The 12,741-nt window shown below is 65.5% G+C and carries 14 protein-coding genes and 1 pseudogene; 6 read left to right on the top strand and 9 right to left on the bottom strand.

Going from position 1 to position 12,741, the window contains the following annotated elements; translation table 11 throughout:
- Nucleotides 1-11 precede the first annotated feature (11 nt).
- Nucleotides 12-395 carry a nuclear transport factor 2 family protein gene (locus AC628_RS44085; protein ID WP_074128513.1) on the bottom strand — a complete coding sequence of 128 codons (384 nt, stop codon included), beginning with the start codon at nucleotides 393-395 and terminating at the stop codon, nucleotides 12-14.
- A gap of 136 nt (nucleotides 396-531) precedes the next feature.
- On the opposite strand from AC628_RS44085, the pseudogene AC628_RS20085 reads away from it, so the two are divergent.
- A pseudogene (locus AC628_RS20085) lies at nucleotides 532-1,487 on the top strand (LysR family transcriptional regulator).
- Nucleotides 1,488-1,511: 24 nt separating this feature from the next.
- On the opposite strand, the gene AC628_RS20080 reads toward AC628_RS20085, so the two are convergent.
- Both AC628_RS20080 and AC628_RS20075 read right to left on the bottom strand, forming a co-directional pair.
- Nucleotides 1,512-2,471 carry a DMT family transporter gene (locus tag AC628_RS20080; protein ID WP_074128512.1) on the bottom strand — a complete coding sequence of 320 codons (960 nt, stop codon included), beginning with the start codon at nucleotides 2,469-2,471 and terminating at the stop codon, nucleotides 1,512-1,514.
- A 326-nt stretch (nucleotides 2,472-2,797) separates the two neighbouring features.
- A complete protein-coding gene (locus AC628_RS20075) occupies nucleotides 2,798-3,643 on the bottom strand; it encodes a metal-dependent phosphohydrolase (RefSeq protein ID WP_074128511.1) in 846 nt (281 codons plus the stop codon).
- Nucleotides 3,644-3,776: 133 nt separating this feature from the next.
- Between AC628_RS20075 and AC628_RS20070 the strand changes: the two genes are divergently transcribed.
- The gene (locus AC628_RS20070) at nucleotides 3,777-4,178 is read left to right on the top strand and encodes a DUF1330 domain-containing protein (protein WP_074128510.1); all 402 of its coding nucleotides are present in this window, start codon (nucleotides 3,777-3,779) and stop codon (nucleotides 4,176-4,178) included.
- A 122-nt stretch (nucleotides 4,179-4,300) separates the two neighbouring features.
- On the opposite strand, the gene AC628_RS20065 is transcribed toward AC628_RS20070, so the two are convergent.
- On the bottom strand, nucleotides 4,301-4,927 hold the full coding sequence (locus AC628_RS20065; protein WP_074128509.1) for a TetR/AcrR family transcriptional regulator: 627 nt from the start codon (nucleotides 4,925-4,927) through the stop codon (nucleotides 4,301-4,303).
- A 75-nt stretch (nucleotides 4,928-5,002) separates the two neighbouring features.
- Between AC628_RS20065 and AC628_RS20060 the strand changes: the two genes are divergently transcribed.
- Nucleotides 5,003-5,407, top strand: a complete 405-nt coding sequence (locus tag AC628_RS20060) for a hypothetical protein (RefSeq protein WP_074128556.1) — start codon at nucleotides 5,003-5,005, stop codon at nucleotides 5,405-5,407.
- Between the two features lie 164 nt (nucleotides 5,408-5,571).
- On the opposite strand, the gene AC628_RS20055 is transcribed toward AC628_RS20060, so the two are convergent.
- The 5 genes from AC628_RS20055 to AC628_RS20035 form a co-directional block, all read right to left on the bottom strand.
- Complete coding sequence (locus AC628_RS20055; protein WP_074128555.1) at nucleotides 5,572-6,726, bottom strand: alpha-hydroxy acid oxidase; 1,155 nt, start codon at nucleotides 6,724-6,726, stop codon at nucleotides 5,572-5,574.
- Between the two features lie 107 nt (nucleotides 6,727-6,833).
- Entirely contained in the window at nucleotides 6,834-7,643 is an 810-nt protein-coding gene (locus AC628_RS20050) for an MlaD family protein (protein WP_074128508.1), read from the bottom strand.
- A gap of 81 nt (nucleotides 7,644-7,724) precedes the next feature.
- Entirely contained in the window at nucleotides 7,725-8,654 is a 930-nt protein-coding gene (locus tag AC628_RS20045; protein WP_074128507.1) for a DMT family transporter, read from the bottom strand.
- Nucleotides 8,655-8,835: 181 nt separating this feature from the next.
- A complete protein-coding gene (locus AC628_RS20040) occupies nucleotides 8,836-9,222 on the bottom strand; it encodes a hypothetical protein (protein WP_074128506.1) in 387 nt (128 codons plus the stop codon).
- Between the two features lie 363 nt (nucleotides 9,223-9,585).
- Nucleotides 9,586-10,359: a helix-turn-helix transcriptional regulator gene (locus tag AC628_RS20035; RefSeq protein WP_074128505.1), complete on the bottom strand. Its 774-nt coding sequence runs from the start codon at nucleotides 10,357-10,359 to the stop codon at nucleotides 9,586-9,588.
- Between the two features lie 81 nt (nucleotides 10,360-10,440).
- On the opposite strand from AC628_RS20035, the gene AC628_RS20030 reads away from it, so the two are divergent.
- Genes AC628_RS20030 through AC628_RS20020 form a run of 3 tightly spaced genes read left to right on the top strand, consistent with a single transcriptional unit; the run spans nucleotide 10,441 to nucleotide 12,678 of the window.
- Entirely contained in the window at nucleotides 10,441-11,118 is a 678-nt protein-coding gene (locus AC628_RS20030) for an acyl-homoserine-lactone synthase (protein WP_074128504.1), read from the top strand.
- The gene (locus AC628_RS20025) at nucleotides 11,057-12,421 is read left to right on the top strand and encodes a cytochrome P450 (protein ID WP_245321237.1); all 1,365 of its coding nucleotides are present in this window, start codon (nucleotides 11,057-11,059) and stop codon (nucleotides 12,419-12,421) included. The genes AC628_RS20030 and AC628_RS20025 overlap by 62 nt, the downstream gene beginning before the upstream one ends.
- A gap of 38 nt (nucleotides 12,422-12,459) precedes the next feature.
- Nucleotides 12,460-12,678 (top strand): hypothetical protein, encoded by a 219-nt coding sequence (locus tag AC628_RS20020; RefSeq protein ID WP_050423265.1) that lies wholly within the window; start codon nucleotides 12,460-12,462, stop codon nucleotides 12,676-12,678.
- The last annotated feature ends 63 nt before the right edge of the window (nucleotides 12,679-12,741 follow it).

Here is a 12,741-nt window from a genome sequence, read left to right as displayed (position 1 = left end):
CCGGCGGAACGTTACGATCCCGCCGGGAAGACCTGCGCGACGTGAAAAGCCTTGGTGGTGATGAGCCAGCGGCCGTCGATCCGATGAAACACGAGATGGTCGATGAAGCCGGTCTGGCCGTTCCTGACGCGCACCTTGGCGATGGCCAGATCGGGCGCGGTCTGGTCGATGCTGATGATGCCCTCCTCGCGTGGCGATTTCATCGATGCCGGCGACGGACGGCTGCGGATGAAGTCGCGGAATTCCGCGGCCGACCGCACCGTGTGCTTGCCGTCCCGGATGCCGTGCACGATGCAGGCATCGGAGAAGACGTCGCGGAACCGGCTGTCGTCGACGTCATACATCAGGTCGAAATATCCATCGATCGCGGATGCGATGGCCTGGATGTCGCTCATTGCAAAATCTCCTTGGGGCGATGATGTGGTGGTGGCCGCACCGGATCGAACCGGTGATCTGCGCCAACAGTGGCCGATATGGTGGCGGAGTGCTACGACTGGGCGGTCATCTCTTGGATGACTGAGAGGCATCGGCATGGATGAAGTTGACGGTCGGCTGGTTGGCGGCCTGGTGGTCCTCGCGGCGCTGGCGGATGCGCGCAGTTTTGGCCGCGCCGCCGAACGGCTCGGCATGACCCAATCCGGTGTGAGCAAGGCGATCGCAAAGCTCGAGGCGCGCTCGATGCCAGGCTGGTTCACCGCACGAGCCGCGCCGTCGAGCTCACCGAGGAAGGACGCGCGCTGGTCGAGCGCGTTGCCGCGCATCTGGCCGGGATCGGCGAGGCGGCGGCGGAGACCTCGAAATCGCGCGATGCGGTCCGCGGCAGGCTGCGGGTCAATGTCGACCCGCTGTTCTCCCGCATGGTGCTGTCGCCGAAGCTGAGCGAGTTCCTGCTGCAGAATCCGGGCATGGAACTGCGTATCGAGACCCGCGACCGGATCGCGGACCTGGTCAGCGACGGCTTCGACCTGGCGGTGCGTTTCGGCGAGCCGGCGCCGTCGGCGCTGATTGCGCGCCGCGTGCTCGATGCGCGCGTGCTCACCGTGGCCTCGCCGATCTATCTCGAACGACACGGCCGGCCGCTTGATCCGCGGGAACTGGCGAGCCGCGACCATCAGTGCATCCATGCAATCGATGCGGCGACCGGACGCCCCTTCGACTGGGAGTTCTGGCGCGGCGGCGAGGTCGTGCCGGTCGCGGTCAACGGACGGCTCACCGTGACCGATTCAGGAACCAAGCTCGGCGCGTGCCTGGCCGGCTTCGGGATTGCGCAGGTGATCGATATCGGGCTCGACGATCACCTGAAGAGCGGCGCGCTGATCGAGCTGTTTCCGGACTGGCCCGACGAGCGCTTTCCGCTCTACGTCTACTACGCCTCGCGTAGCCACGTGCCGGCCAAAGTGAGGCGGTTCATCGACTTCATCACGGACACGCTGGCGGCAAAGCCACATTCACCACGCAATTCCGCCGGCTTGCGCAAGGTGGGCTAGCCAGATCCTCGGCGTCAGCTAGCGCTACACCGATCCTTTGGCTGATCCTTGAGCTGATCCCTGCCGCGAAGCAATGATGACGCCGGCCAGCACCTGCGCGTAGCCGATCAGATGGAACGGCGCGAGCGTCTCGCCGAGCAGCAGGATCGCCATCGCCGAGCCGAACACCGGCACCAGATGGAAGAACGGCGCCGCGCGGTTCGGGCCGATCAATGCGATGCCGCGGTTGAAGAACAGATAGGCGAGCGTGGACGGGAAGATCAGCGTGTAGCCCAGCGTGGCAAACGTCAGAACGTCGAGCTTCAGCGTCACGCCATTGACGAATTCCCAGACAGCCACCGGCAGCAGCATCAGCGCACCACAGCAGGTGGTGAACGAGATCAGCGAGAGCTGATGGATTTTCGGCCGCCGCGGGATCAGCGCCGAATAGAGCCCGAACGACACCAGCGAGGCGCCGAACATGATGTCACCGCGGTTGAGGCTGATGCTGGCGAGCGCCGAGAAGTCGCCGCGCAGGATGATGGTCAGCACGCCAGCCAGCGAGATCGCGATGCCGGCAAGCTGCGCCGGCGTCAGCCGGACGCCGAACAGAATCAGCGACCACAGCGCCACGAACAGTGGTCCCGCCGACTGGATCAGCAGCGCGTTCAGCGCCTCGGTATATTGCATCGCCCAGTAGGAGATCGCGTTGTTGAACGCGAAGCCGACCGCGGAGAGCAGCAGCATCAGCGGCAGCGCCCTGCGCAACTTCGGCCAGTCCTCCTTCAGATGCGGCCAGGCGAATGGCAACAGGATCAGAAACACGCCGAACCAGCGGATCGTGGTCAGGGTGACCGGCGGCACATGGCTGCCGACATGTCGCGCCAGCACGATATTGGCAGCCCAGAACAGCGACGTCAGGCTGAGCAGCAGATAGGGCTGGTTGTTGAGCCAGTGCAGCGGGGTGCGGCGCGGGGTTGTGGCAGGTGCGGGCAAAGCGGTCATTATCTGGTGGATGTTGTGCCCGAATCCGCCGCCGCCACAAGACGAAAGAGCGGATTGGAGCCATGCGCGGCGGTGTCACGAGGTTGCTGCACCGCCAATGTGTAATCGCCTGCAAGGGGGCCGAGTGACGGAATTGATTCCGTCATCCCCGCGCAAAGGCTTCGCCTTTGCCGCTGGAGGTGCAGCGGAGCGAGCCTCGAAGGATGTACGGCCCGGCTGGTAGCCGTACATCCTTCGAGACGCGGCTTCGCCGCTCCTCCAGCGGCAAAGGCGAAGCCTTTGCGCGGGGATGACGGGGACAGTTCTTTTTGCGTGGTTCTAGCTACCTATTTCTGCGGTCCCGACAGCGAGATGTCGCGCTCGGCGCGAAACACGTTGCTGTAGAGATTGGCGATCCATTGCCGCCCGCTTGAGGTGATGTTGAGGTGGCGGATCGCCTTCTGAACATGCGGCGCGACGCTGTCCCAGTAGAAGCGCGGATAGAGGTCGACGAGATCGGCCGGCGAATCGTAGCCGAGCTGGCGGTTCAGTCCGGCCTCCTCGAATTCGATGTACAGCGCGTTGGCCTTGCGGATGTAATGCGGATCGCCGAGCTGGCCGATCAGATCGGCGGCCCGCAGCAGGATGGCCTCCTCTCCGAACTCCTCATTCCCGTCCGGCGCGCTCTGCGGAAAGCGTGTGCCCTCGATGGCGCGCGCGATGCGCTCCTTGTCGAGCAGCGCGACGCCCTTGAGCCGCTCCATCACGAAGATCTTCGAGCGGTCGACGTGATAGGACATCAGCGCCGCATCCGACGAGCCGCGCGGCAGGATCACCTTGCGGCCATCGGCAGCGACCAGATAGCCGTTCTGGTCGTCGGCATCGAACAGCCCGCGCACATAGCCGATGTCGTGGGTGAGGCAGGCGATGATGACATGCGCATAATCCTCGGCGCTCATGTGCGAGTGCAGCGCGCGGCCGCGCAGGATGTCGTGACCGGCGAGCGTCACCAGCATCGTGTGCTCGACATTGTGGTAGAGCGCGTCGCTGTTGCCGATGCATTCGATCGCGATCCGGGCGATCGAGGGCACCATCTCCACCAGCTGGGTCTGCGAGGAGCCGAAGCGGCGCTGCATGTATTCGCCGAGGAATTTGCCGAGCGCGTCGGCCGCAAGTTCGGGAAGGGTCATCACGGCATTGACCTCCGAGATCGGGTAGCGAGCTTACGGCCTGCCAGCAGTTCAGGGTAGTCCCGCGATGTGACATAATGTTAGCGGCCGGACCGACCCGGCCCGGACTGATGCGACCTTGGGCGGGAGCCGGTGGATGGGTGTCGATCTCCTGAACGTCAAAGGCCTGAGCGAACTGGATCAAGAGGCTCCGGTCGTGATGGTCAATCTGATGCGATTTCGCAAACGGTCGCTCGACGGCGACGGCTCGGGCTGGGATGCCTATCTGCGCTACAGCGCGCTCACCGTCCCGATGATCAAGGCGCGCGGCGGCACGCTGCTGTGGACCGGCAGCGCCGAGACAGTCGCGCTGGGCGAGCCGGCCGGCCAGCGCTGGGACTACCTCGCGCTGGTGTATTACCCGAGTGTTGCTGATTTCCTCGACATGATGACCTCGGCCGACTACGAAAACCGCTGCGACCCGCACCGCCGCAACGGCTGCGAGGAGCACGTCATCATCGCGACGCGCGAAGCCTACAGCAAGTTCAAGGTGGGGTAGCCGACGAGCTTTGCTCCGTCGACGTCATTGCGAGCGAAGCGAAGCAATCCATTTCACCGCGTGTGCGGAGCGATGGATTGCTTCGTCGCTTCGCTCCTCGCAATGACGGCGATGAACGGTGCTCAGGATGACGGGTTTGAGAGCGTAAGCGGCTGCAGCGCCGCGTGGCAGGCCGTCTGCACCACCCGGCAGACCTCATCCCGCGACCGCCCGGCGGAGCTCAGCGAGGCGAAGGTCGGATAGCTCGTCAGCGCGAAGATCAGGTCGACGGCATCCTTGCGGGCCTGTGGAGATGCACCCTTGGCCGCGATGCGGTCGATCAATGCGGTGACGCCGCGGCGGCGGCGCTCGTTGCGCTCGCGCACCGCTTCGGCGAATTCGGGATCGGTCGCCATCGCGTCGTGCAGGCGCCCGACCGCAGTATCGCGGCTCCAGAAGCCGCAGAAGATCTCGACCATGCGATCGAGCGCGGCGCGCGGATCGGCTATCGTCATGGCGTCGGCGAGCTGATGCAGGCCGCCGTGGCGCGCGATCTCGTCGAACACGGCCTCGAGCAGCCCGCGCCGCGAGCCGAACTGGTTGTAGACCGTCAGCCGCGTCACGCCCGCGGCCTTCGCCACCGTATCCAGCGAGAAGCGCGCGATGCTCTCGCCTTCGCGCAGCGTGCGCGAAGCGGCCTCGATCACGCGCTCGCGGGTCTCGGCGGCGGCGGCGCTGCGCGCCGGGCTCACATAGCTGCGCGGCGGCATCGGTTTGCCTTGCTTTCGTCAGATTGACTATACATTATGTATATCTAATTTCCAATGCCCATTTGGAGCAACGTCATGCAGACCGTCCTCATCATAGCCTTGTCGCTTCACGTCCTGTCATCGGTGTTTTGGGCCGGCTCCAGCTTCACTTTGGCACGGACCGGCGGCCTCGGCGGCGAAAGGCTGCTGGGCCCGCAAATCGGCGCGGCGACGGTTGCGATCGTGACCGGCGCCACGCTGTGGCGCCTGGTCCATGAAGGCTCGTTTGCGCTGTCGGAGCAGATCCTGGCCGGTGGCGCGATCGCCGCATTGGCCGCGATCGCCGTGCAGATCATCGTCGGCGGCGGCGCTGTCAGGCAGCTCCGCAATGGCGCGGCCGAACCGTCGGCCGCCCGTTCGCGGCTCGCCGTCGCCCAGCGCATCGCGGCCGGGCTGCTCGCGATCACCGCGCTTTGCATGGGTGCGGCGCGCTACGCGTGACTTTTTCTTACCTCTCCCGCTTGCGGGGGAGGTCGCTGTGCCCGAAGGGCGCAGCGGGTGGGGGCTCTCGCCACCCAACGACTCTCTCGCAAGCGGAGACACCCCCACCCCAACCCTCCCTGCAAGCGGGAGAGGGGCCTAGTCCCGTTGCGGATGCAACATCTCTAGAACTTCCGCACCAGGTCGGGGGTGATCTCCTTCAGGCTGCGGATGCCGAGCAGCGCGAGGTCGCGGTCGATCTCGGCGTGCAACAGCGAGATCGCGCGCGACACGCCGGCTTCGCCCGCGACCACAGCGCCATAGAGGAACGGACGGCCGATCCAGACGAAGTCCGCGCCGAGCGCCAGCGCCTTGATCACGTCGGTGCCGCGGCGGATGCCGCCGTCCATCATCACCGTCATGCTGCCCTTCTGCGCGGCGATCTCCGGCAGCGTGCGCAGCGCGGAGACGGTGTAGTCGAGCTGGCGGCCGCCATGGTTGGACACCATCACGCCGTCGCAGCCATGCTCGCGCGCCAGCCGCGCATCTTCCGGCGCGATCAGCCCCTTGACCACGAGCTTGCCGGGCCAGCGCTTGCGGATCAGCTCGACATGCTTCCAGGCCAGTTGGTCGCGGCTGCCAATGTTGCGCATCAAATTCTTCGACAGCACCGGCGGGCCCGGCTTGGCGTCCATGTTCTCGAAACGCGGCATGCCGTGGTTGAACACGGTGCGCGCCCAGGTGTTCAGCAGCCAGTCCGGATGGGTGATGATGTCCCGGAACACCCGCGGCGTGATCTCGAGCGGCACCTGGAAGCCGTTGCGGATGTTGTTCTCGCGGTTGGGCGGCACCGGCACGTCGGCGGTGACGACGAAGGTGTCGTAGCCGGCCGCCGCGACGCGATCGACCAGCGGCTCGATGCGCTCGGGGAGACCGGCGAGATAGGCCTGGTACCAGGCCTGCTGATTGGCTGCGCGGACGTCCTCCAGCGTAATCAGCGAGGAGGCCGACAGGATCATCGGGACGTTGCCGGCGGCCGCGGCGCGCGCCAGCACGATGTCGCCCCGATAGGCGCACAGCGCGGACGAGCCCATCGGCGGAATCCCGAACGGCGAGGCGTAGGTCTTGCCGAACAGCGTCGTGGTCTGGTCGCGGCCGGAGACGTCCTTCAACACCCGCGGCACGAAACCGTATTCGTCGAAGGCCCGGCGATTGTCGGTGCGTGCCGCGTCGGTCTCGGCGCCGCCGGAGATGTAGCCGTAGAGGAATTTCGGCAACAGCTGCCGCGCCCGCGGCTCGAAATCGTCGAGTGTGAGATAGCGCCGCAAATGCCGGGGCACGGCGCTCGTCGCGCGGTTGACGGTTGCGGGAGGCGGGGAGGGCGCTGCGGTCCGGTCGTGCACGTTGGGCGTTTCCGTTGTTCTTGGTTCTTGGTTGGAGCCTGACGTTAGCGCCTGCCGCCGCGCCCGGCAATTTTCTCGTTGAACGCGTTGACGGACTGGCTGACGTCGCCGAGCGTCTTGCGCGTCTCGGTGATCATGACGCCGGATTTCTTGTCGAAACTCTGGATCAGCTCGCGCAGCGAGATCACGGTCGGCAGCAGCTCGCCGCCATATTTGTCGCTGCCGAAACTCTTCAGGAACTTGTCGGCCGAGGCGAGCTTGGCGTCGACCGTGCTGATGCCGTCGTCGGCGGCGTCGATGAAGCCCGCGATCAGCTCGCCATTGCCGGACAGCGAGTTGGTGAAGTTCTCGAGCCCGAGCAGCGAGTCCTTGATGTCGGCCTCGTTCTCGGTGATGACGCGGTCGACATTGCGCAGCGCGACGCGCAGCTTCTCCTGGATGCCCATCGTGCCTTCGGCGTCGGCCGTCAGCTCGGGAATGCCGTCGGCGCCGACCGCAGGCGGCGACGCATCGTCGGTGCCGCCGGTGAAGGAGATCGAGGCGATCCCGGTCAGGCCCTGGAATTCGAGGCCGGCTTGGGTGTCCTTCTTGATCGGGGCGTTGCCCTCGATCCGCGTCATCGCCACCACGCGGTGCCGGTCGAGCCGGATCGAGACCACTTCGCCGATCCGCACGCCTGCGAAATTGACACTGGCGCCGCGGCGCAGGCCCGACGCCGAGCCCTCGAACACGACGCGGAACGGCACCATCCGCTTGATGCCGGCATAGCGCTGATAGCCCAGCCAGCCGCCGAGCGAGCCGGCGATCAGGGCCAGCGTCAGGGTGCCGATCACGAGATTGCTGGCGCGCGCCATGCGTTTGGGACCTGTCCGCGAAGCAGATTGCAACAGATAGCGGATTTGCCGCCGATAGTCACCGCGCCTCGGGCCGCGGGATCAGGCCGCCGACTGCTTCCGCGAAGCCGCGAAGACGCCGGCCAGCACCAGGGCAAAGCCGATGAAATGGAAGGCCTGCGGATGCTCGCCGATGAACACGATCGACATGATGGTGCCGAACACCGGAACCATGTGGAAGAACGGCGCGGCGCGGTTGGCGCCGATCAGCTGCACACCGCGGTTGAAGCACAGATACGCCAGCGTCGAGGGGAACACCGCGACATAGAACAGCGACAGCAGGTTGTTGGCCGTGAGCTGCATCACCGGACGCGCGCCGAGTTCCCAGATGAAGAACGGGACCAGCAACAGCGCGCCGCAGCCGAAGGTGAAGGCCGCGACCGACAGCCCGTGGATCTTGGGCCGCTTCAGCGTCAGCACCGAATACAGCGCGAAGATCACCAGTGCGACGATGAAGATCAGGTCGCCCTTGTTGAAGTCGATCTTCGACAGTGTCGTGAGGTCGCCATGCAGGAGGATCACCAGCACGCCGGCGAGCGACAGCGACACGCCGCACAGCTGCGCCAGCGTCAGCCGCGCGCCGAGCAGGATCAGCGACCACAGCGCGACCATCAGCGGCACGGAGGATTGCAGCAGCAGCGTGTTGAGCGCCTGGGTGTGCTCGAGCGCCCAGTATTGCAGCGTGTTGAAGGCGCTGATGCCGGTCATCGACAGCAGCACCATGATGCCGAGATTCCTGCGGATCACAGGCCAGTCGCGGGCGAGGTGCTTCCAGGCGAACGGCAGGATGATCAGGAACGCCACGAACCAGCGCAGGAACGACAGCGTCACCGGCGGAATGTGGCCGGCGGCGAGCCGGCCGACGATCGCATTGCCGGCCCAGCACATCGCGGTGATGCACAGCAGCAGATATGGCTGGTTGGCGATCCGGGAGCCGGACGCGGGCGTTGCGGTGGAATCGGAGACAGACATGCGATGAGGCCCGGGTTCACGACGCCGCGGCCCGCCCAGCTGCTGTCGCCGGGCCGGTATGGATTTCCCCGGCCCCTGTCACAGACACGGATTCCGCCATTCCATCAATGGGGATGGACGCATCGCGACCATGCGCGAAATCCCCCTTCCGGAACACCCCTCCGCACCTTTCGGGTCGTGTCTAGCCGCTCTCCGGCGGCGTGGTCTGGCGCTTGACGATCTGCTCGGCGAGCTCGATCAGGATCCGCTTGGTGTCGGGGTCCTGCACGTCGCGGAAGACCCGCAGCATGCGCAGTTCGAGCAGGGATTGCAGCGATTCTGCCGCCTGGCCGGTCTGTGTCGGCGCTGTCGTGGCGGGCCGGCGATTGAGCATGTCGGCGGCGATCCCGAGCATCTCGGCGACGGTCGCCAGGCGGCCGGTATCGACTTTCACCGTGCCGTCCACGCTGTTCTTTTGTAAGGAGGCGCCCGAGCACAGGATCTCGGCGAGATCGGCCTGAGACAGTCCGATTGCGCGCCAGCGCGCCTGCACCAGTTGATCGATCTGGTCGTCCTGCGATGTGCTCATGGTGCGCTTCGGCGATCTCCAGCTACGTCCGTCAACAGCATGTCCGCGACAATGATTGGTAGCAAATGGAACTGTGGTTCGTCGCGACGGGACTTTTACGGATCAGCCGGATCGACCCACGGATTCCGCCGCGCCGGGCAGGCTCTGCGATGCGCACCCGTGGTCCGAGATGCCCGCACTGGCGCCATCCGGCCCTGATCTTCTTATCAAGACCGTGCGCGAATGCAATCTGTGGGCGACGGCTGCGATGAATCCAACCCGGATGTGTGACCTCGCCACATATCACGGCGCTACCGCCGAACGGGGCGGTGCCGTGCGGATCGCAGCAGCCCCGAGCGCGCCGCGATCGCTACGCGGCACGGCTCACAAGTCGATGATCCCGAGCGCGATGCTCTTCGCCACCCCGTGCGTCTTGTTGGATGCTTCGAGCTTGCGCAGCGCCTGCTTGATGAAGCCTTCCACCGTCTCCGGAGAAATACCGAGGATCTGCGCGGTGTCGGCGACGGTCTTGCCGCGCGCCGCCCACGCGATCACTTCCTTCTCCCGTCCCGTGAGCTTGATGGTTTCGGCGGCGTCGGCGGGCTTCAGGATGGTCGGCGCGTTGCGCTGGTCGCGGTTGACGATGTCCATCGCCCGCTGCACCCAGTAGATCATCAAGAGATGCAGTTCGTGCCGATGGCAGACGAACAGCTTGTCGAAGTCGCGCGGCTCGTCCTCCCAGAAGAACACCGTCGAACTCGAATGCACGGCGCCGAGCCGGTCGCGATAGTGGAAGGGCACGACGAAGCCCTGGCGGAATCCGTGGTCCCGCGCGGCCTCCATCATCTTCAGCTCCGGCGGGCGCTTGCGCCCTTGCCGCTCCGGCAACTTCAACTCGCCCCAGTGAAACGGCGTGTTGGTTCGTCGCACCCGCGTCAATGCCGGATCGCAATGAACGAAGTCGTTCTGGATATAGGCGCGCTCCCAGGCCGGCGGATAGGTGCCGGTATGGTACGGCAGGTCGAGCTCGGGCCGGCCCGCATCGATGAAGGCGAAGCCGGAGAAGCCGTAGTTCTGGACGACCCGGTGCAGCGAAAGTCGAAGCTCGTCGATCGTGCCCGACGCCTCGATACTCGAAATCGCTTCTTCCAGGATCATTGACTAAAACCCCCGGTTTCCGGGGGTACCACAATTAAGCCTTTTTGTCCCAGATGCCGGCGACATCTGGAGGCGGAGGGAATGTCGCAGCTTTGGGGGGAATACCACGCGCTCGTCACCACCGAAGAGCGCTATCCGGCACATGTTCAGGCGATGCTGAGGCTGCGCAAGCGGCTGTTCGTCGATCATTGCGGCTGGCTTCTGACCACGACCGGCGACGTCGAGCGCGACCAGTTCGACGTCTGGTATACCGAACACTGCCTGCTGTTTCTCGGTTCGGAGCTGATCGGCGGCTTCCGCGCCATCCGCACCGACTATCCCTATCTCACCAAGTCGGTCTTCCCGCAGCTGGCGCAGCGCCGCTTTCCGAGCCGCCGTGACGCCTGGGAAATCAGCCGCTTCGGCGTGCTGCCGGGGGCGGCAACCGCATCGGCCGCGCGCGTCAACTATGCGCTGATGTTTCGCTTCGCCGAGTTGCGCGGCGCGGCTGCGCTGGTGGCGATGGCCGACCTCACCTACGAGCGCTTCCTCGCGCGGATGGGCATCCGCACCCACCGTTACGGTCCGCCGCAGGTGATCGGCAACGACCGCTACGGCCGCCCGCTGACGGCGCTCGCCGGCGAGATTCCGCTCGATATCGCCGGCAATCCCGGCCTGACCAAATTCCTCGACCTTGGACGGCAATTGGAGATCCACGATGCCACACATGTTCTCGGACGTTCGAGCGTTTCGGAGCGACCCGCTCAAATTCCTGCTTGAGCGCGGCAACGCGTCGCCGCTCGGGCTGGTACCGCTCCATCTCGGGCCCGCGCCGGTCTTGCTGGTGAATGATCCTGATCTGATCCGCCCGATCCTGAAGGCGCCGGAAACCGAGGTCGGCAAGGGCCGGCTGATCAAGAAGCTTTCGCCGGTGCTCGGCCAGAGCTCGCTGATGCTGCATGGCGACGAGCACAAGCGGCGGCGTGCGGTGCTGCACAAGCACATGGCCAAGGGCAGCGTCGAAAAATACCTGCCGCAGATGTGCGCCGAGATTCGCGCGGTCGGTGCGAGGCTGGCGCGGCTCGGTGCGTTCGATCCGCATCGCTTCACCGCGACGCTGGCGCTGCGCACGATCTGCATCGCCGTGTTCGGCGCCCAGGTCATCTCGTCCGGCGACGAGGAGGCCCTGGTGCAGGCGGTCGGCACCATCGAGGATGATCTGGCCGACGAGATGTTCCGCGTGCTGCCGCTTGGACCGGTGTCCTGGTATCGCAGGCGGCAGAACCGGATTTGCGCCAAGCTTGCGATGTCGACCGTGGTGCAGCGGCTGCGCAGCAGCGCCGGCTCGACCAGTGCGCTGCGCGATCTCGAAGCGCTCGGCCTCAGCGATCGCGACCTGCACGACGAAATTCTCACGCTGCTGCTGGCCGGCCATCACACCACCGGATCGACCGCCGCCTGGGTGCTGTATCACATGGCGGCCGATCCCGCGCTGATGGACGAGATCGCGGACGAGGCCGCCGATTGCATCGGTGACGACGGCGAATTGCGCGTCGATGCCGTCAGGCGTGCGGACGTCAGCGCGACCCTGGTCAAGGAGGTCTGCCGGCTCTATCCCAGCGCCTGGTGGTTTTCGCGCGAGGTGATGCAGCCGGTGACGATCGGCGGGCGCGACCTCAAGGTCGGCACCTCGCTGTTGCTCTGCCCCTGGCAATTGCAGCGCGATCCGAGGCATTTCGAGGATCCCGACCGCTTCCTGATGACGCGGCGCTACAACACCGACGCCTACATCCCGTTCGGCGCCGGTCCGCGCGCCTGCGCCGGGATGGGGGTTGCGATGCTCGAGCTGCAATTGCTCGCGCTCGAGATCGCCGCGGCCTATCGCTTTACCGGGGTCAGTCCGAATCCGGCGCCGTGGCCGAAGGCATCGGTGACGCTCGTGCCACCCCCCATGACCATCGACATCGAAGTCCGTGAGGTCCGCTCGCGCGTCCCGCAGCTTGGCGAGGATGCCGCGCGGCTGCCGTACATCCCATCCGCCAGCGCGGCGTCCATCAGCACACTGCAATCGGTTTCCCAATGACAACACACATCACGACGGCCAGCATCGGGCAAAGGGCCATGGATCAAGTGCAAGTGCGCAGTCTGCGCGACGTCATCGCTGTCTTGATCGAACAGCGCAGCATCGTGACGGCGGCCGGCGCAAGCTTTGCCGCACATCTGCTCGACCTCGCGATCATGCAGCTCAGGCTCAACGTCAACGATATTTCGGCAGAGGAATTGACCGGCCTGTCCGACTACGTTGGCGCGGAGTTTACCAGGGACAAGTCCTCGCATTGATCGCGCTGAGCGTTATCGAGCGAAGTGGGCACCGGTTCGCGTGAAGAGGACGCGTCAAAACAA

Origin of the sequence: Bradyrhizobium sp. NAS96.2 (assembly GCF_001908235.1) — a bacterium.
Taxonomy (GTDB): Bacteria; Pseudomonadota; Alphaproteobacteria; order Rhizobiales; family Xanthobacteraceae; genus Bradyrhizobium.
The sequence above is the reverse complement of the archived record's forward strand: the minus strand, read 5'-3'. Positions and strand labels throughout refer to the sequence as shown.

Bases quoted from the DNA above. Each gene is read 5' to 3' on its own strand.
- AC628_RS20080 (WP_074128512.1), bottom strand. From the start codon at position 2,471: ATGACCGCTTTGCCCGCACCTGCCACAACCCCGCGCCGCACCCCGCTG.
- AC628_RS20040 (WP_074128506.1), bottom strand. From the start codon at position 9,222: ATGAGCACATCGCAGGACGACCAGATCGATCAACTGGTGCAGGCGCGC.
- AC628_RS20045 (WP_074128507.1), bottom strand. From the start codon at position 8,654: ATGTCTGTCTCCGATTCCACCGCAACGCCCGCGTCCGGCTCCCGGATC.
- AC628_RS20035 (WP_074128505.1), bottom strand. From the start codon at position 10,359: ATGATCCTGGAAGAAGCGATTTCGAGTATCGAGGCGTCGGGCACGATC.
- AC628_RS20070 (WP_074128510.1), top strand. From the start codon at position 3,777: ATGGGTGTCGATCTCCTGAACGTCAAAGGCCTGAGCGAACTGGATCAA.
- AC628_RS20065 (WP_074128509.1), bottom strand. From the start codon at position 4,927: ATGCCGCCGCGCAGCTATGTGAGCCCGGCGCGCAGCGCCGCCGCCGCC.
- AC628_RS20020 (WP_050423265.1), top strand. From the start codon at position 12,460: ATGGATCAAGTGCAAGTGCGCAGTCTGCGCGACGTCATCGCTGTCTTG.
- AC628_RS20050 (WP_074128508.1), bottom strand. From the start codon at position 7,643: ATGGCGCGCGCCAGCAATCTCGTGATCGGCACCCTGACGCTGGCCCTG.
- AC628_RS20030 (WP_074128504.1), top strand. From the start codon at position 10,441: ATGTCGCAGCTTTGGGGGGAATACCACGCGCTCGTCACCACCGAAGAG.
- AC628_RS20025 (WP_245321237.1), top strand. From the start codon at position 11,057: ATGCCACACATGTTCTCGGACGTTCGAGCGTTTCGGAGCGACCCGCTC.
- AC628_RS44085 (WP_074128513.1), bottom strand. From the start codon at position 395: ATGAGCGACATCCAGGCCATCGCATCCGCGATCGATGGATATTTCGAC.
- AC628_RS20060 (WP_074128556.1), top strand. From the start codon at position 5,003: ATGCAGACCGTCCTCATCATAGCCTTGTCGCTTCACGTCCTGTCATCG.